The organism is Pseudomonas sp. R4-15 (assembly GCF_055768815.1).
Map to the genome: position 1 here is coordinate 4003113 of NZ_CM147293.1, position 16798 is coordinate 4019910.

The 16798-nt window shown below is 66.3% G+C and carries 17 protein-coding genes; 10 read left to right on the forward strand and 7 right to left on the reverse strand.

Going from position 1 to position 16798, the window contains the following annotated elements:
- Positions 1-21: 21 nt before the first annotated feature.
- Positions 22-1239, reverse strand: coding sequence for an MFS transporter (locus tag ACYRGX_RS19370; RefSeq protein WP_473054056.1), 1218 nt, complete (start codon positions 1237-1239; stop codon positions 22-24).
- Positions 1240-1339: 100 nt separating this feature from the next.
- Here ACYRGX_RS19370 and ACYRGX_RS19375 point away from each other — a divergent pair, with 100 nt between their 5' ends.
- A complete protein-coding gene (locus ACYRGX_RS19375; protein WP_473054057.1) occupies positions 1340-2212 on the forward strand; it encodes a LysR substrate-binding domain-containing protein in 873 nt (290 codons plus the stop codon).
- Here the strand turns inward: ACYRGX_RS19375 and ACYRGX_RS19380 are convergent.
- Positions 2209-2958 (reverse strand): SGNH/GDSL hydrolase family protein, encoded by a 750-nt coding sequence (locus tag ACYRGX_RS19380; RefSeq protein WP_473054058.1) that lies wholly within the window; start codon positions 2956-2958, stop codon positions 2209-2211. The two genes, ACYRGX_RS19375 and ACYRGX_RS19380, sit on opposite strands and share 4 nt — an antisense overlap.
- 289 nt (positions 2959-3247) lie before the next feature.
- Between ACYRGX_RS19380 and egtB the strand changes: the two genes are divergently transcribed.
- Both egtB and egtD read left to right on the forward strand, forming a co-directional pair.
- On the forward strand, positions 3248-4531 hold the full coding sequence (gene egtB, locus ACYRGX_RS19385; protein ID WP_473054059.1) for an ergothioneine biosynthesis protein EgtB: 1284 nt from the start codon (positions 3248-3250) through the stop codon (positions 4529-4531).
- Between the two features lie 2 nt (positions 4532-4533).
- Positions 4534-5502, forward strand: coding sequence for an L-histidine N(alpha)-methyltransferase (gene egtD / locus ACYRGX_RS19390; RefSeq protein WP_473054060.1), 969 nt, complete (start codon positions 4534-4536; stop codon positions 5500-5502).
- Between the two features lie 40 nt (positions 5503-5542).
- On the opposite strand, the gene ACYRGX_RS19395 is transcribed toward egtD, so the two are convergent.
- Positions 5543-6697, reverse strand: coding sequence for a M24 family metallopeptidase (locus ACYRGX_RS19395; protein WP_473054061.1), 1155 nt, complete (start codon positions 6695-6697; stop codon positions 5543-5545).
- A gap of 93 nt (positions 6698-6790) precedes the next feature.
- On the reverse strand, positions 6791-7753 hold the full coding sequence (gene gcvA, locus ACYRGX_RS19400) for a transcriptional regulator GcvA (RefSeq protein ID WP_473054062.1): 963 nt from the start codon (positions 7751-7753) through the stop codon (positions 6791-6793).
- Between the two features lie 1111 nt (positions 7754-8864).
- Between gcvA and ACYRGX_RS19405 the strand changes: the two genes are divergently transcribed.
- Genes ACYRGX_RS19405 through ACYRGX_RS19430 form a run of 6 tightly spaced genes read left to right on the forward strand, consistent with a single transcriptional unit; the run spans position 8865 to position 13826 of the window.
- On the forward strand, positions 8865-9713 hold the full coding sequence (locus ACYRGX_RS19405) for a transporter substrate-binding domain-containing protein (RefSeq protein ID WP_473054063.1): 849 nt from the start codon (positions 8865-8867) through the stop codon (positions 9711-9713).
- 60 nt (positions 9714-9773) lie between these two features.
- Complete coding sequence (gene speB, locus ACYRGX_RS19410) at positions 9774-10754, forward strand: agmatinase (RefSeq protein WP_473054064.1); 981 nt, start codon at positions 9774-9776, stop codon at positions 10752-10754.
- Positions 10751-11698, forward strand: a complete 948-nt coding sequence (speB, locus tag ACYRGX_RS19415) for an agmatinase (RefSeq protein ID WP_473054065.1) — start codon at positions 10751-10753, stop codon at positions 11696-11698. The genes speB (ACYRGX_RS19410) and speB (ACYRGX_RS19415) overlap by 4 nt, the downstream gene beginning before the upstream one ends.
- A gap of 2 nt (positions 11699-11700) precedes the next feature.
- Positions 11701-12366, forward strand: a complete 666-nt coding sequence (locus ACYRGX_RS19420; protein WP_473054066.1) for an amino acid ABC transporter permease — start codon at positions 11701-11703, stop codon at positions 12364-12366.
- Positions 12363-13016: an amino acid ABC transporter permease gene (locus tag ACYRGX_RS19425; protein WP_473054067.1), complete on the forward strand. Its 654-nt coding sequence runs from the start codon at positions 12363-12365 to the stop codon at positions 13014-13016. The genes ACYRGX_RS19420 and ACYRGX_RS19425 overlap by 4 nt, the downstream gene beginning before the upstream one ends.
- Positions 13017-13025: 9 nt before the next feature.
- Positions 13026-13826, forward strand: coding sequence for an amino acid ABC transporter ATP-binding protein (locus ACYRGX_RS19430; protein WP_473054068.1), 801 nt, complete (start codon positions 13026-13028; stop codon positions 13824-13826).
- Here ACYRGX_RS19430 and ACYRGX_RS19435 read toward each other — a convergent pair.
- Positions 13823-14188 carry a transcriptional regulator gene (locus ACYRGX_RS19435; protein ID WP_473054069.1) on the reverse strand — a complete coding sequence of 122 codons (366 nt, stop codon included), beginning with the start codon at positions 14186-14188 and terminating at the stop codon, positions 13823-13825. The two genes, ACYRGX_RS19430 and ACYRGX_RS19435, sit on opposite strands and share 4 nt — an antisense overlap.
- A gap of 167 nt (positions 14189-14355) precedes the next feature.
- On the opposite strand from ACYRGX_RS19435, the gene ACYRGX_RS19440 reads away from it, so the two are divergent.
- On the forward strand, positions 14356-14634 hold the full coding sequence (locus ACYRGX_RS19440; RefSeq protein WP_473054070.1) for a hypothetical protein: 279 nt from the start codon (positions 14356-14358) through the stop codon (positions 14632-14634).
- Positions 14635-14645: 11 nt separating this feature from the next.
- On the opposite strand, the gene ACYRGX_RS19445 is transcribed toward ACYRGX_RS19440, so the two are convergent.
- A complete protein-coding gene (locus ACYRGX_RS19445) occupies positions 14646-15389 on the reverse strand; it encodes a substrate-binding periplasmic protein (RefSeq protein ID WP_473054071.1) in 744 nt (247 codons plus the stop codon).
- A 50-nt stretch (positions 15390-15439) separates the two neighbouring features.
- Positions 15440-16750 carry a DEAD/DEAH box helicase gene (locus ACYRGX_RS19450; protein WP_473054072.1) on the reverse strand — a complete coding sequence of 437 codons (1311 nt, stop codon included), beginning with the start codon at positions 16748-16750 and terminating at the stop codon, positions 15440-15442.
- Between the last annotated feature and the right edge of the window lie 48 nt (positions 16751-16798).

A 16798-nucleotide genomic window follows, 5' to 3' on the forward strand; every position in this document is an offset into this window, starting at 1 on the left:
CAAAACGCCGATTGTCGCAGATTAACGCCCCTCGGCGCAGGCCAGCGCACCCTGCTCCTGTGCCCGCCAGGTGCGCCGGCGCAGACCGAACCACACCGACAGCGCAATGACGCCCAACAGGACACCGAACGAGCAGACGCCATTCCAGCCAAAATGCTGGTAGAGCGAGGCCGAGGCCAGCGAACCGCAGGAGCCGCCGATGAAGTAGCCGGTCATGTAGCCGGCGTTGAGGCGGCTGCGCGCTTCCGGGCGCAGTCGGTAGACGACGTTCTGGTTGCTCACGTGGGACAGCTGCACGGCCATGTCCAGTACCAGGATGCCGACCAGCAACGCCACCAGCGACGACTGCGCGAAGTTCAGCGGCAGCCAGGACAGGGTCAGCGCGAGCAGCGCGATGCTGCTGGCCAGCGCGCCCTTGCCACGGTCCGCCATGCGCCCGGCGACGTTGGCCGCCAGGGCGCCAGCCGCGCCGGCCAGGCCGAACAACCCGATGGTCGCATCGCCGAAGCGATAGGCCGGGCCGGATAGCATGAACGCCAGCGGCGTCCAGAAGGTCGCGAAGGTGGCGAAGCCCAGCGCGCCGAGCAGCGTGTGCAGGCGATGCAGGGGTTCCTCGCGGAACAGCACGAACACCGAGGCGATCAGTTGCGGATAGCGCAGGCCGACATGCTGCCGGTAGCGCGGCAGCGCCCGGTACAGGGCGAAGGCCATCAGCACCATCACGCCCGAGGCCACCCCGTAGACCGTGCGCCAGTCACCCAGCCCGGACAGCGCCCCGGCCACCGTGCGCGCCAACAGGATGCCCAGCAGCAGACCGCTCATCACCGTGCCGACGATCTTGCCGCGGGACTCCGCCGGCGCCAGCGTCGCCGCGAACGGCACCAGCACCTGCGCGACCACCGAGAACAAGCCGGTGATCGCGGTGCCCAGCAGCAGCCAGTTCACGCTCGGCGCGCAGGCGCTGAGCGCCAGGCCGGCAGCGGCCAGCAGGGTCATGCAGACGATCATCCGCCGCCGCTCCAGCAGGTCGCCCAGCGGCACCAGCAGCAACAGGCCGCAGGCATAACTGAGCTGGGCGGTGGTGACGATGATCCCGGCCTGGGCAAAGGAGAGCCCGAACTGCGCGGCGATCGAATGCAGCAGCGGCTGGTTGTAGTAGTTGGCACCGGCGGCGAGCCCTGTGGCGAAGGCCATCAACAGGACCAGCCAGCGGCTGAGGGGGGCATGTTCCGAGGACATGAAAGCGCTCCAGGCAAGGCAGGCGTCGAGTATGGAGAGGCCTGATCAATCCATGAAATGAATTGTTAAGATCACCTCCATCTTGAAAAGAGATCGAACAATGAACCTCAAGCAACTGGAGTTCGCCGTGGCGCTGGCGGAGGAACGTCACTTCACCCGCGCCGCAGAACGCTGCCACGTAGTGCAATCGGCTCTCAGTCACCAGATCGCGCGGTTGGAGGAGGAACTCGGCGCGGTGCTGTTCGAACGCCGGCCGCGCAAGGTTCTGATCACCCCAGCGGGTGAAGCCTTCCTGCTACATGCGCGCGAAGCCCTGGATGCGGCACAGCGCATCCGCCAGGAGGTCTCGGCGGTGGGCGGCGAGGTTCGCGGGCGACTGCACCTGGGGATGATCTCGTCGCTGGACATGTTCGACGTGGTGGCGCTGCTGGCGCGCTTCCACCAGCGCTTTCCCGCCGTCGACATTCGTCTCGATCACGCCAACAGCGAGGCGCTGATCGAAGCCGTTGCCAGCCGCCGGCTGGACCTGGCGTTCATCGGCGTATCGCCGGCCACCCCGGTGGAGGGCGTCGACAAACGCCTGATCTGCGAGGAAATGCTGGTCGCGGCGCTACCCGCGACGCATCCGCTGGCCGGACGCAGCGAGCTGCGCCTGGAGGAATTGCTGGACGTGGCGCTGGTGGATCTGCCGTTGGGCAGCGGCTCGCGGCGCCAGGCCGCCGATGCATTCGCCGCCGCCGGCCTCACGCACCGGGTGCGCTTCGAGGTCAGTCACATGCCGTTGATCGAGCGCTTCGTGCGCCAAGGACTGGCCGCCGCGCTGGTGCCGCAAAGCACCGCACGGGGTTTTCGCGAGGTCGCCATCATCCCGCTGCGCGAGGCGCCACAGCGGCGGGTATGGGTGATCTGGTCGGCCACGCCGTCGCCGGCGACGCGCGAGCTGCTCGCCGAACTGGAACGCAACAGGCCCTAGCGTGCAGCCTGGGTCAGCGTCGGGCTGCGCAGGGCCACATCCATCGCCTGCAGGCTGTCCCAGGCATCGAGTTGCAGCCGTCCGGCATCGTCACCCAGCAGCAGTCCGGTCTGGTCGGCGGAAGGTGCTGGTGGCTGGGTGCCATAGAGCAGCGCGTAGAACACCGACGCGGTGAGGTAGGAGCCGGCAAAGGTCGGGTGGCTGCCATCGGCGATGTACAGGTCCGGCTTGGGCGTGTCCGCCAGCGCCGCCTTCCAGGCTTCGCCGACCGGCGCCAGCAGGCCGCCGGTCTCGCGCGCCAGGCCGGTGTAGACGGCATCCAGCTGCGGCTGCATCTCGGGTGCGTACTCCCGCGCCCAGGTCAGATAGAAGATCGGCTTGGCGCCGACCTTGCGGGCCTCGGCGGCGAACAACCGGGCGTACTTGCGGGTCATCTCCGGATTGTCCACCGGCATGGTGGAGAAGTCCTGGATCACCACGTAGTCCCAGTGACCGTCGGCCAGGGCCTGGTGCGCGTCCTTGCCCTCCCAGTGGCGCTGCAGGCTGGCGCCGCCGATGGTCACGTCGCGTACCTCCAGCGGTTGGCGCTGCCCGGCACGCACGGACATGTCGCGCAGCATCCGCGGCATGTCGTTGTAGAAGGTGTAGCTGTTGCCGATGAACAACACCCGCAAGGGCTCGGCGCTGGCCAGCGTGGCGCTGGAAAACAGGATGCAGCACAACAGGACGCGCAGGATCGCAGGCATGGACTCTCCCCCGGGAGGCGAATGCGTGGCAGCGCGATGATGCGTAAAGCCGGTTACGAACGACAGTACGCTTCGTCGGCAGTTCATCCTAACCGACGAGCGGCAATCTGTCGCACTCAAGCTACCACTGAGCGGCCATCCGAGCGCTCTTCGCATGCTCGTAGAAACTTTGCTCCGAGGCTCAGGTCGGTTCTAGGGTCTGCCTCGATTTGTGCTGCACTCGTGCCTGTTCGTCATGTGCGATGTGGAGCATCTGGGGTGATCGACGCGCCACGCCCGGAGGGATGCCATGCGCGAAGCCGTTCACCGCAACACCCGCAGCGCTCCCTTCGAGGAACTGCTGCAACGCTACCTTCGGGTACGCGCCACCAGCGAGGCCATCTGCGCGCCACTCACCGTCGAGGATCACATGCTGCAGAGCATGCCCGACGTGAGCCCGCCGAAATGGCATCTGGCGCATGTCAGTTGGTTCTTCGAAGCCTTCCTGCTGCGTCCTTTCCTGGCTGGCTATCGCAGCCCGGACGACGCCTACGATCACCTGTTCAATTCCTACTACGAAACCCACGGCAGGCCCTTCCCGCGGGCGTTGCGCGGGCAGATTTCGCGGCCCACGCTAGCCCAGGTGATGCATTTTCGCCGGGTCGTCGATGAAGCCATGGAGCGTTTGCTGCAGGCGCCGCCGAGCGCGCATGCCGAGCAGATCGCCCAGCGCGTGGAACTGGGATTGCAGCATGAGCAGCAGCACCAGGAACTGCTGCTGATGGACATCAAGTACAACCTGGCGCAGAACCCGCTCGACCCGGTCTACCGCGACGACCTGGCGCCGATCGCGGCGGTGCCTTCCGCCGCCGAGGCCGGCTGGGTGGAGTTCCCCGCCGGGCTGGTGCGCGTGGGTTTCGAGGGCGAGGGCTTCGCCTTCGACAACGAGCGGCCACGTCATCGCCAGTTCATCGAGGCCTTCAGCCTGGCGCGGCGCCCAGTGAATAACGCCGAATACCTGGCATTCATCCTCGACGGCGGCTACAGCCGCTCCGACCTCTGGCTGTCGGACGGCTGGGCGCTGCTGCGCCAGGCCGGCTGGCAGGCGCCGCTGTACTGGCGTCACGCCGAGGGCGGCTGGCAGGAGATGACCCTCGGCGGCCTGCGCCCGCTGGACCTGCAGGCGCCGGTCTGCCATCTCAGTTACTACGAAGCCGATGCCTATGCCCGCTGGGCCGGCGCGCGCCTACCCAGCGAAGCGGAATGGGAAGTCGCCGCCACGGCGCACGCACCCTGCGGCAACCTGCTGGAAAGCGATCACCTGCAGCCCTGTGCCGCTCCCGGCGAAGGCTTGCGCCAGCTGTTCGGCGACGTCTGGGAGTGGACCAGCAGCGCCTACCTGCCCTACCCCGGCTTCCGCCCGCTGCCCGGCAGCCTGGGCGAATACAACGGCAAGTTCATGTCCGGCCAGATGGTGCTGCGCGGCGGTTGCTGCGCCACCCCGGTCGACCACGTGCGCGCCACCTATCGCAACTTCTTCTACCCGCACATGCGCTGGCAGTTCGCTGGCGTGCGCCTGGCCAAGGAGTCTTGAACATGCTCGCTATCCGCTTCCACGACCAGCGCCAGACGCTGACCGGCGCCAGTCTGCGCGACGAAGCACTGGCAGGCTTCGCCGCCAGCCCCAAACGCCTGCCGCCGAAGTTCTTCTACGATGAGCGGGGCTCGCAACTGTTCGAACGCATCACCGAGCAGCCCGAGTACTACCCCACTCGCACCGAGGAAGGCATATTGCGCCGCGCCGCCGATGAGATCGCGCAGCTGGCAGGCCCTCAGGCGAACCTGGTGGAACTGGGCAGCGGCGCCAGCCGCAAGGTGCGCCTGCTGCTCGAAGCGCTGCGCCCGGCGAGCTACCTGGGGATCGACATCAGCGAGGACTTCCTGGTCAGCAGCACGCGGCGCCTGGCGGCGGATTACCCATGGCTGGAAGTACATGCCGCCTGCGCCGATTTCACCCGACCGATGCAACTGCCGCGCGGCTTCGACGGCCAGCGTCCGCTGGCCTTCTTCCCCGGTTCGAGCATCGGCAACTTCGATCCCATCGATGCGCTGGCCTTCCTGCGCAATCTGCACGGGCTGCTGCCGGTCGGCGGCGGCTTGCTGATCGGCGTGGACCTGGTGAAATCCCGCGAACGTCTGGAGGCGGCCTACAACGATGAGGCGGGCGTCACCGCGGCGTTCAACCTCAATGTGCTGGAGCGCATCCGCGAGGAGCTGGACAGCGATATCGATCCCGACCGCTTCATGCACCATGCGTTTTTCAATGAACAGGCCTCGCGCATCGAGATGCACCTGATCAGCACCTGCGAGCAGCAGGTGCATATCGGCGGGCGGCGCTTTGCCTTCGCCCGCGGCGAGAGCATCCACACCGAAAACTCCTACAAGTACACCCCCGAAGGCTTCCGCGCGATGGCCACGCGTGCCGGCTTCGCCCCGCGGCGTCTGTGGACCGACCCGCAGCGCCTGTTCAGCGTGCATTACCTGGAACGCGCGGCCCGCGAGTGAGCGGTGCTCGACCGTCCTCTCTCCCGAGAGGACGGCGGCGTCAGCCTCTGCCCTGCGCTGCCGTCACCTCCACCAACGCGCGACAGCCTTCCTCGATCCACAGCAGCGGCGTACTGAAGCGGTAGCCGCCCGCGGCCGCATGACCGTCGGGAATCAGCAGTTCACTGACCAGCAAGGCGCTACCGCCAACCTGGCAGACCTGGTTCTTCGCCGCTGGACGAAAACCTCGCGACAGGACGCTCCCCGGCAGTAGGTGATGCCGCAACGGCAGCGCCTTGCCGCGTGGCTCGACCTGCTCCAGCAGGCCTTGCAGTTGAGGTCCGGGGCGTAGCTTGCCGAGCAGTTCCAGATGCGCCTCGCGCACCTGCTCCAGGCGTTCACGCTGCGCGGCACTGCCCTGCTGCAGGAGCAGGCTGCGCGAAACCTCCACGCGGTAGCCCGCCAGGTCGACGCAACAGGCAAGGTCGAGCAGATCGCCCGGCTCGATCCAGCGCGCGCCCGGTGGATTGCCGCGACCGTCGGTGAACGGTCCGCAAAGCAGTCGCAGATCGCTGCGCGAACTGTCCAGGTGGTGGTAGCGCCGTTGCGCTTCCTGCACCAGCGCGAGCCGCGCTTGCGCCGACCACTCGGCCTCGCTGAGCCCCGCCTGTAGCGCGTCGTAACCGAGGGCCATGCCCCGTTCGGCCAACCCCGCCGCCTGGTGCAACAGCGCCAGCTCCTCCTCGCCCAGCACCTCGCGCAACGTCCACAACTCACTATCCAATGCGCGCAAGCCGCGTAGCTGTGGCATCGCCGCCTTGAGGCGCCCGCCCAGCGCCGCCGGCAGATGCCAGGCTTCCACGCCGAGGGTCCGCGCCTCCGGCAGCAGCTGACGCAGCCCCTCCGCCAGATGGTCCACATCACGATAGGCGAGACTCTCGCCGAAGCTGTGGCGATAGGCATAGCCGCCTTCGTCGAGCGCCGTCAGGGTGATCGAGCGCTCCTGGGTCAGTAACAGCAGCACCGGCTGGCTGGCGTCCTGCGGTACCAGGTTGGCGTAATAGGCGATGCTCGCCGGTTCGCTCAACAGCAAGGCATCGAGACCCTGCCGCTCGATGAGCTGACGCACACGACGCAGGCGCCGGAACATTTCTTCGCTGGAAAACAGCGGCCGTGATTTCACGCCGCTGCGGATGTCGATCAGATCGATGCTCACCACCGCCTCCTTGTTCCGGCATGCTGGTGGTGCGACGGGTAGCGCGGCAAACGGTGATTGCTAATTCGTGGATTACCAGCGCTTATGCCAGCCCTAATCGAGCAGCGCGTCGTCGAGCACCTCGGGCATCTGCAGCAAGCGCTGCACCGCCAGTTCATTCTCGAACTGGCGCGCCTGCTCCTGGATCCAGGAGAAGAACGCTGCGACCTGCGGCCGCTGCGCGAGCTTCTTCAGGCAGACGACATAGACCCCATCGTCGCGCTCGCAGTCATGGAACAGCGGCACCAGCCGGCCCCGCTGGATTTCGCTGGCGACCAGCACGTGCCGGCCGAGCGCCACGCCACGCCCGTCGATGGCGGCGCGCACGATCAGGTCCGCCTGGTTGAAGCGATAGCCGCTGCTGGTGTCCACGTCGCGCACACCGCGAACCCCGAGCCAACGCTGCCAGGAGGTGGATAGCTTGGCTTGGGGCAGTGAGTCGTGGATGAGCACGCTGCCGGCCAGATCGCTCGGTGAGGCCAACGGCCGCTGGCGCAACAGCTCGGGACTGGCCACCGGATAGACGTAGTCCCAGAACAGCAGGCGCTGCTCCATCGACGGCTGGTCGCCGATACCGTGGCAGATGCCGATATCGACGATCTCATTGTGAAAGTTGGGCTCGGCCAGCTCGGCAATCAGGTGCAGATCGATGCCCGGATAACGGGTATGGAAGTCGTGCAGACGTGGCATCAGCCAGCGACTGGCGAAGGACGGCATGCAATACACGGTGAGTTTGCTCAGCCCGTCGCTCGTGGCGATGTCACTGAGCGCATCGCGCATGTCGATCAGCGCCCCGTGTACCACCGGGTACAACGCCGCGCCCTGGGCGGTGAGCAGCAACTGCCGGGTGCGACGCTCGAACAGCTTCAGGCCCAGGCGCTCTTCCAGCTGGATCACCTTCTGGCTCACCGCGCTCTGCGAGACGCACAGCTCCTGGGCGGCCTGGGTGAAGCTCAGGTGCCGGGCGGCGGCTTCGAAATAGCGCAGGGATTCCAGCGGGGGCAAACGGATGGACATGGAAACTCCGGAGTGGGCGGAGCATCGGTTGAAGCAGGCGCCGTGCCAACCACATGCCAGGAGGCATCGCTGGCGCCGAGTCTTGGGCTGGTCCATTTCGAGTGCAGATTCGCTCGGGGGACACCGGGTAGGATTAGCGGACCTTCGGTGCCAAAGACGGTTGTCGGCGTTCCTCCGGAACTCCCGGTTTCGCCCTCCTGGGCGCCCTACTTTTGTCTAGGCAAAAGTAGGCAAAACCGTTGCCCCGACGATCCGGCCCCGCCCGCTGACGCGGACGGGGTTCGTTCACTCCATCGCCACTCCACAGGCCCGGCGTATACGGGCCATCCATGGCCCGATACGCCTTTCGCCGCCGTCCAGGCGGCTCAACCTGCTACGCGACGATTCCGTTCACCCGGACCAACGGGGCGCTTCGGCGCCGTCTGCGAGTCCGCATGGTTGATCCGGTAGGATGGGTTGAGCGCAGCGATACCCATCAGGCGCGCCACGATGGGTATCGTCGCTACGCTCCTCCACCTACGCGGCCCGACCCATCCTACGGGGCCGGGGCCGAGCAACGCGACCACCGATGACGCGGCACGCACCCGAGGTCCCTTCAGGAGGCCGAGTGGAGGTGTTGCGCAGGGGGATGCGAGGCAGGACGCCGAGCAAGGCGCGAAGGGGCAGGACGCCCCTTCGCGGCGTGCCCCCGGAGCAGCGCCGGAGCGAGGGAAGTCCGTTCGCACCGCGAACGGACCCGGATGGTGGGGTCGCCTTCTCTTTGGTTACTTTCTCTTGGCGAGACAAGAGAAAGTGACTCGCCGTGCAAGGCGAAATCGGTAGCCCCACCCGAGGAAAGCGCCACGCTCCCACCCCTAAGCACAAAACCGTAAACACAAGTGCCGGCGGCTCAGAATTAGCGCAGGTGCCCCGGACCTTCGCCGCCAAAGGCAGGATTCAGCGTCCTTCCACTCAAAAAAGCCCCGCGATGATGCATTAGCAATGCTGATGCATCCCAAAAAAGTGCATTAGACAGACTTATCCAAGACGATAAGTAAATACCGTTTGTGGGGGCATTAGCCGCTTCCGATGATAGTGGCCACTTCCCTTCCAGCCATGAGAGGCCACCCCCATGAAGTGCAAGGCGCGTTTGAAGAACCTGCTGGGCATCGCCACCCTGACCCTGGTCGCGGCCAATGCCGCACACGCCGATCTGCTGGCCGACATCAAGGCCCGCGGCAAGATCGTGGTGGCCACCGAAGCGCGCTACGAGCCCTTCGAGATGCTCGAGAACGGCAAGATCGTCGGCTACGGCAAGGACGTGCTCGACGCCATTCTCGAAGACCTGCCGGGCGTGGAGCTGGACCAGCTCGACCTGCCCTTTCAGGGCATCCTCGCCGGCCTGAGCGCCGAGCGTTACGACTTCGTCGCCACCTCGCTGATGATCACCCAGAAGCGCCTGGACAGTTACGCCTTCACCAACCCCATCGCCGACGCCTCGGTGGCGATCTTGAAGCGTAAGGGTGACGACAGCATCAAGTCCCCCGAAGACATGGCCGACAAGGTGATCGGCGTGCAGGCCGGCTCCGCCCAGTTGGCGGCGGTGAAGGACTACGAGAAGACCGTCCTCGAACCCCAAGGCAAGCACGTCAAGGCGATCAAGGAATTCACCGACTACAACGAGGCCTATGCCGCCCTCGCCTCGCGCCGCGTGGACATCGTGCCGCAAGCGATCCCCAATCTGGCGCCCGTGGTGAAGAAGCGTCCCGACATGTTCGAACTGGTGCAGCCGCCCTTCGGTCCGCAGACCTACTACGGCTGGGCCGCGCGCAAGGACGAGAACTCCGCGAGCCTGGTGGCCTTCTTCAACGATGGCCTGCTCAAGCTGCAGAAGAGCGGTCGCCTGGCCGAACTGCAGCAGAAATGGTTCGGCTTCACCATGAACGTCCCCGAGGGCGAACTGCCCACCCCGCTGCAGTAACTCCTTCTCCCCCCAGCGGGTCGCGACAGCGGCCCGCTCGCACTTCGACGATTGCCTGCCATGACCCAGAATTCCTACGAAACCGGACGCCTCAACCTGCCCTTCGTCGGGCACACCACCTTCGCCAAGAGCCGCGTGGTGGATGACTGGAACGCCATCGACGCCGACTTCGCCGTGCTCGGCGTGCCCTACGACATGGGCTGCCAGTACCGCTCCGGCGCGCGCTTCGGACCGCGCGGCATCCGCGCCGCCTCGACGCTGTTCAGCTTCGGCCACGGCGGCGCCTACGACTACGAGAGCGATACCCTCTACCTGCAGCGCGACAAGGTACGCATCGTCGACCTGGGCGACGTGGACATGATCCACACCGACACCGAGAAATGCCTGGCCAACACCGAGGCGGCGGTGCGCGCCATCCTGCGTAGTGGCGCGATTCCGGTGATCCTCGGTGGCGACCACGCCATCACCGCCGCCAACGTCGCCGCCTACGACGACCAGGAGCCGATCCACGTGGTGCAGTTCGATGCCCACCTGGACTTCGTCGACGAGCGCCACGGCGTACGCTTCGGCCACGGCAACTGCATGCGCCGCGTTTCCGAGATGGACCACGTCACCGGCATGACCCAGCTGGGCATCCGCAACGTTTCCTCCTCCAACCAGGCCGACCACCAGGCCGCCCGCGACGCTGGCTCGACCATTCTCTCGGTGCGCCAGGTACGCCAACTGGGCGTGCAGGCAGTGCTGGACAAGATTCCGGCTGGCAAACGCTACTACCTGACCATCGACATCGACGGCTTCGATCCCTCCATCGCCCCCGGCACCGGCACCCCGAGCCACGGCGGCTTCGTCTACTACGACGTGCTCGAACTGATCCAGGGCCTGGCCCAGCGCGGCGACATCGTCGGCGTCGACCTCTGCGAAGTGGCGCCGCCCTACGATCCGACCGAAGTCACCTCGATCCTCGCCGCGCAGTTGCTGATGAACGTCATCGGCTACATCGCGCACTTCCGCGAGCAGAAACAGAACGGAGCCCAGGCATGAGCCAGGACCCGAAACTACAGCCGCGCTACACCGGCATCCCGACCTTCATGCGCACCCCCATCGCCGAGGACCTCTCCGAGGTGGACATCGCGCTGATCGGCGTGCCCTTCGACGGCGGCGTGACCAACCGCGCCGGCGCCCGCCACGGCCCGCGCGAGGTGCGCAACCAGTCGAGCCTGATGCGCACCATCAACCAGGCCACCGGCGTTGCGCCGTTCGAGCTGGCGCGCGTGGCGGATGCTGGCGATGCGGTGCCGGAAAGTCCCTTCGAACTGCTCGCCGCGCATGATTCGATCCAGCAGTTCTTCGAGACCATCACGGCCTCCGGCGCCCTGCCGCTGTCGGTCGGTGGCGACCACTCGGTGACCTTGCCGATCCTGCGCGCCGTGGCCAAGGACGGTCCGGTCGCGCTGGTGCATTTCGACGCCCACTGCGATACCGGCGACTTCTACCTGGGCTCGCGCTTCCACCACGGTTCGCCGTTCAAGGTGGCCGCCGAGGAAGGTCTGATCGACCCGACGAAAACCATCCAGATCGGCATTCGCGGCGGCGTCACCAACCGCGATATCTGGCGCTTCAGCTACGAAAGCGGGATGCGCGTGATCCCCATCGAGGAGTTCTACGCACTCGGCCTGGACGCGGTGATCGCCGAGATCAAGCGCGTGGTGGGTGACGCGAAGGTCTACGTGACCTTCGACGTGGATGCCCTCGATCCGGTATTCGCGCCCGGCACCGGTACCCCGGAAGTCGGCGGTTTCACCACCTTCGAGGCGCAACGCATGATCCGCTCGCTGGCGGACCTGGACATTATCGGCGCCGACGTGGTGGAAGTCGCACCGCCGTTCGACCACAGTGGCGTGACCGCCCTGGTCGGCGCCACCGTAATGTTCGAACTGCTCTGCGTCTGCGCCCAGGCGGTGCAGCGACGCCGCAGCGGAGGCTAAGCATGCTGTTCGACCCGAGCGTCGTCTGGGATTACCGCTGGGACCTGCTGGCCGGCCTCTGGGTCACCTGCTGGGTCTCGGCGGTATCCATCCTCGCCGGCTTCGTCATCGGCGCCGGCACCTGTCTGGCGCGGATGTCGGGCAATCCGCTGCTGCGCGTGCCGGCCCGGGTCTATATCAGCGCGGTTCGCGGCACGCCGATCCTCATCCAGCTGGCGATCATTTTCTTCTTCCTGCCGCTGGCGGGGATCGAGATTCCTTCGCTGGCCGCGGCGGTGATCGCCCTGGCGCTGAACAGCGGCGCGTTCCAGGCGGAAATCCTCCGCGGGGGTTTCCAGGCCCTGCCGCGCGGCCAACTGGAGGCGGCCTGGGACTTCGGTTTCAGTCGCTGGCAGAGCCTGATCCACGTCGAGCTGCCGCAGGTGCTGCGCACCGTACTGCCAGCGCTGGTGAACGACACCATCGACATCATCAAGAACTCCTCGCTGATCTCCACCATCGCCGTTACCGAGCTGATGCGCGTGGCCCAGCAGTACTCCGCCACCACCTACCGTCCGCTGGAGTTCTTCACTGCCGCCGGCCTGCTCTACCTGCTGCTGACCCTCGTGGTGGGTCGCGCCGGACGCTGGCTGGAGCGCCGCCTGACGCCCCGCCAGGAGGTCGCATGAATCTCTCGCTGTTCGTCGATTACGGGCCGATGCTGCTGCAAGGCCTGCTCTACACCGTCTACGTATGTGCCGGCGCGCTGCTCATCGGCATTGTCCTGGGCCTGACGCTGTGCCTGCTGGGCAGTCGCAACTGGCTGCCGGGGCAGGTGTTCTATCGCGCCTATGTCGGCCTGTTCCGTGGTACGCCGCTGTTGGTACAGCTGTTCCTGGTGTTCTACGGCGGCCCGCTGGTGGGCATCGAGCTGAGCGAATTGCAGGTCGGCATCGGCGGGCTGGGCCTGTACACCGCCGCCTATTTCGCGGAAATCTTCCGCGCCGGCTTCGCCGGGGTGCCGCCTGGTCAGGTGGAAGCGGCCCTCGACCTGGGCTTATCGCCCGCCCAGGTACTGGTCCACGTACGCCTACCGCAGATGTTCGCGCGGGTGCTGCCGGCGCTGGTCAACCAGACCATCCTGCTGGTCAAGGAGTCCTCGGTGCTCTCGGTGATCACCGTGCCGGAGATGACCAACTCGGCGATCCGCCTGTCCACCGAGACCTTCACCGTCATCGAACCCTATCTGTTCCTCGGCGTGACCTACTGGCTGCTCACCTTCGCCCTGTCCCTGGCGGCGGCGAGGCTAGAGCGCTGGCTCACGCCCACCCACCGTTGAGAGAGAGCCATGTCCAGCGACGGCAAGAAACCCATCATCCAGCTGCGCGGCATGCGCAAGCGCTTCGGCGAGGTGGAGGTGCTCAAGGGCATCGACCTCGACGTGCGCGAGCGCGAGGTGGTGTGCATCATCGGCGGCTCCGGCTCGGGCAAGAGCACGTTGCTGCGCTGCATCGACTTCCTGGAAACCTACGAGGGCGGTGAAGTCCTCGTCGAAGGCCGACTGATCGGCTACGGCTCGGACAACGCCGGCAACCTCAAGGCTCTGCCCAGGCACCTCGCCCAGCGCGACTTGAAGAACGTCTGCATGGTGTTCCAGCAGTTCAACCTCTGGCCGCACAAGCGCGTGCTGGAGAACGTCATGGCGCCGCTGCGATTGGTCGAGGGGCTGTCCCGCGGCGAGGCGCAGGAACGCGCCCTGCAGGCGCTGGAAAAGGTCGGCATGGGGCACAAGGCGGACGCCTATCCGCAGACGCTGTCCGGCGGCCAGCAACAGCGCGTGGCGATTGCCCGCGCGCTGGCCAAACGCCCGCGGATCATGCTCTTCGACGAACCCACATCGGCGCTCGATCCGGAGCTGGTCGGCGAGGTGCTCAAGGTCATGCGCGACCTGGCCGCTGAAGGCATGACCATGCTGGTGGTAACCCACGAGATGGGCTTCGCCGCGCAGGTGGCCGATCGCGTGATTTTCCTCGCCGACGGGCGCATCGAGGAACAGGGCCCGCCCGCCGAGCTGTTCGCCGCGCCGAAGTCCGAGCGTCTGCGCGCCTTCCTAGCGACCTGGTCGGAGCGCAACGGTAGCCTGAGCTAGAGCGGTGTCTCGGCGCTCAGGGCGGATTCACCCAACGCATCCAGGCGCATGCGCTGTTCGGCGCTGTCGGGGCGACTGCCGTCAATCAGTCCGAGCAGGCGGCGGCCGCGGTCGGTGAGTACGAAGTTTTCCCCATTGCCACCCTCTTCCTCGGGACGCGGCGCAATGAAGTCGCCATGCAGCAGGGCTGCCTCGTAGTCCGCGGCACATTGCTTCAAATGATCGAGGCTGCCCACCGGCTCACCCGCCGCGTTGCGCTCGGCCGTGAGATCCTCGGCGTACACGCGCGGCGTGAAGTGCTGGTCAGCAGAGGCGTTGGCCTCGTGCAGAAGGCGTTCGATCAGGTCCCAGTCGTGGTTCATCGTTGCGGTCTCCTATGGATACGGCCTGTACCGCTGTGACTGCACGCGCGCTGGCCAGGTTCGCCTGGGGCGCCGGCCTGTGGCATTTAGCCACCGCCCGCCGCAGCGCCTGAACTTCCCCCGCCGTAGCCGCTCAACCAGAAACAGTCCCTAACGGAGTGCATGCCATGAATTCGCTTGCCACCCTCGGTTGCGTCACCGCCCTGACCCTGTCCAGCTTCTCCGCATACGCCATGTGCACCCCGGAGGAGGCCCGCGCAAAGGCCGCGGAACTTGCGGAAAAGGTCCAACAGGTCGGGGAGAACGATCCGCAGCGTGCAGCTCGGATCAACGCCGAACTCGAAGACATGAAAGTCAAGCGCAGTGCCCAGGACGTGCCCGACGAATGCGCCATGTACGACCAGCGCTTGCGCGAGTTCGACGCGGCCGACAAGAAAGCCGGCTGAGAGGACGAAGGCTAGTGCCGCCGGTAGCGCTGCAGAATCCGCGCATACTCGCCGCTCTGGCGGATTTTCATCAGGCCTTCGTTGAAGCTATCGCGCGCGGAGGCCTCCAGAAAGGCGACGCAGTAGGGCGTTGGCGGGAAGAGCGCATACACCCGTAGCGGCTGACTGGCATCCAGCGGAGGCTCGGGGTGCTGGGAGAAATAGTCGATGATCCGTCGATCACCGATGATCACGTCAATGCGCCGGGCATAGAGCAGGTTGTTCCGCGTGACCTGGCGCGCCTCCTCCCGATAGCGGGGGTTATGCCGAGCGATTTCGCCGAACTCCTCACCCAAAATGCTATGGGCTCGCTGGAAGGCGCTGATCGAAAGCCCCGCAAGATCACCGACGTTTTCGATACGCAGATTGCGCGAGGCCAGGGCGACTGCGACGTTGTGGTAATGCAGGTAGGGATCCGAGAAATACGCTGGCAGATCGGTCGACGGAAGACTCGCCGCCACCGCGTCCAGTTCACCCCGGCGCATCATGAGATCCAGCCGCTCCAAGGGCGCGTAGTAGGGCGTCACCTCCAGCCCACTCTGACGCATCGCCGCACGTACGATGTCTACTTCCAATCCGCGGTCTTCGAATTCGAAGACGTAGGGCGGCTTGCTCACCCCGAAGCCGACCTTCAGGCTCTCGGCCAGCGCGTCGCCTCGGGGCATGCCAGAGAGCAGCAGGGCGCAAGTCCAGGCGCCAAGGAACGGTCTCCCCATGCGAACCACGTCGTCAGGTCTGCAGCCGTAGAAGGCGGGGACGTTTCACGCTATTCGCCAGGCGGGCTGGGCCGCCGCCGCTTCAGCGGCGCGCTGCCGTCACCCGTCACCAGCGGCGCGGCATTCGGCTTGGCGCGACGCTTGGCCGGGGCGGCGGCCTTGCCGTCGCGTTTCTTCTTCTTGGTACCGACAGCCTTGCCCGAGGCCTTGACCTTCTTCGGCCCCTGGTAGCTGCCCTTGAGGTCCTTGATCACGCGCCGCTCGAAGTGTTGCTTGAGGTAGCGCTCGACGCTGGACATGCGGTTCCACTCGGTGTGGTCGATCAGCGACACCGCCAGCCCCTCGCCTCCGGCCCGGCCGGTACGGCCGATGCGGTGCAGGTAGTCGTCGCCGGAGTGCGGCATGTCGAAGTTGACCACCAGGTCCAGACCTTCGAGATCGAGGCCGCGGGCCGCCACGTCGGTGGCGACCAGTACCCGGGCACCGCCCTGGCGGATGCGCTCGATGGCCAGCTTGCGTTCCTTCTGGTCCTTCTCGCCGTGCAGCACGAAGACCTTCTGCCCCGCCGCCACCAGGCGGCCGTAGAGGCGGTCGGCGGCGACGCGGGTGTTGGTGAAGACGATGGCCTTGGCGTAGGTCTCGTTCTCCAGCAACCAGCCGAGCAGGCGCTCCTTGTGCGCCCAATCGTCGGCGGTGATGATCTGCTGGGCAATGCCCTCGCTGATATCGGAGACGCCGTCGATACGCAGTACCAGGGGCTCACGTAGTACCCGCTGGACCATCTCGTGCAACGCCGAACCCCCACCGGTAGCGGAGAACAGCAGGGTCTGCTGACGCTCGCCGCAGGTTTCCGCCAGGCGCAGCACGGCGTCGGCGAAGCCCATGTCGAGCATGCGGTCGGCTTCGTCGAGGACCAGCACCTGTACGTGCTCCAGAGCCAGGTTGCCGGCCTCCAGATGTTCGAGGAAGCGGCCCGGGGTCCCGACCAGGATGTCCGGGTCCTTGCGCATGGCCGCGGCCTGCACCTTGAAGTCCTCACCGCCGGTGATCAGCCCCGCACGCAGGAAGGTGTAGCGCGCAAAGCGCTCGATCTGCTTGACGGTCTGCTGGGCCAGCTCACGGGTCGGCAGCAGGATCAGCGCACGGGTACCGACCGGGCGACCTTCTTCGCTGAGCAGGCGGTGCAACAGCGGCAATACGAAGGCCGCCGTCTTGCCACTGCCGGTACGGGCGGTCACGCGCAGGTCCTTCCCCTCCAGTGCCGGAGGAATGGCCGCCGCCTGCACCGGCGTCGGCTCGACGAAATCCAGCTCAGCCAGTGCCTTGAGCAGGCGTTCGTGAAGGGGAAGTTGGTTGAACACGTGACGCGAACCTCGGATGAATGGGAAACAGCGCATAGCCTACCGGGA

Excerpts from the sequence above, each read along its gene's own strand:
- gcvA (WP_473054062.1), bottom strand. The coding sequence starts at position 7,753 with ATGTCCATCCGTTTGCCCCCGCTGGAATCCCTGCGCTATTTCGAAGCC.
- speB (WP_473054065.1), top strand. The coding sequence starts at position 10,751 with ATGAGCCAGGACCCGAAACTACAGCCGCGCTACACCGGCATCCCGACC.
- ACYRGX_RS19425 (WP_473054067.1), top strand. The coding sequence starts at position 12,363 with ATGAATCTCTCGCTGTTCGTCGATTACGGGCCGATGCTGCTGCAAGGC.
- ACYRGX_RS19380 (WP_473054058.1), bottom strand. The coding sequence starts at position 2,958 with ATGCCTGCGATCCTGCGCGTCCTGTTGTGCTGCATCCTGTTTTCCAGC.
- ACYRGX_RS19440 (WP_473054070.1), top strand. The coding sequence starts at position 14,356 with ATGAATTCGCTTGCCACCCTCGGTTGCGTCACCGCCCTGACCCTGTCC.
- egtB (WP_473054059.1), top strand. The coding sequence starts at position 3,248 with ATGCGCGAAGCCGTTCACCGCAACACCCGCAGCGCTCCCTTCGAGGAA.
- ACYRGX_RS19430 (WP_473054068.1), top strand. The coding sequence starts at position 13,026 with ATGTCCAGCGACGGCAAGAAACCCATCATCCAGCTGCGCGGCATGCGC.
- ACYRGX_RS19445 (WP_473054071.1), bottom strand. The coding sequence starts at position 15,389 with ATGGGGAGACCGTTCCTTGGCGCCTGGACTTGCGCCCTGCTGCTCTCT.
- ACYRGX_RS19375 (WP_473054057.1), top strand. The coding sequence starts at position 1,340 with ATGAACCTCAAGCAACTGGAGTTCGCCGTGGCGCTGGCGGAGGAACGT.
- ACYRGX_RS19435 (WP_473054069.1), bottom strand. The coding sequence starts at position 14,188 with ATGAACCACGACTGGGACCTGATCGAACGCCTTCTGCACGAGGCCAAC.
- ACYRGX_RS19405 (WP_473054063.1), top strand. The coding sequence starts at position 8,865 with ATGAAGTGCAAGGCGCGTTTGAAGAACCTGCTGGGCATCGCCACCCTG.
- ACYRGX_RS19370 (WP_473054056.1), bottom strand. The coding sequence starts at position 1,239 with ATGTCCTCGGAACATGCCCCCCTCAGCCGCTGGCTGGTCCTGTTGATG.
- speB (WP_473054064.1), top strand. The coding sequence starts at position 9,774 with ATGACCCAGAATTCCTACGAAACCGGACGCCTCAACCTGCCCTTCGTC.
- ACYRGX_RS19420 (WP_473054066.1), top strand. The coding sequence starts at position 11,701 with ATGCTGTTCGACCCGAGCGTCGTCTGGGATTACCGCTGGGACCTGCTG.
- egtD (WP_473054060.1), top strand. The coding sequence starts at position 4,534 with ATGCTCGCTATCCGCTTCCACGACCAGCGCCAGACGCTGACCGGCGCC.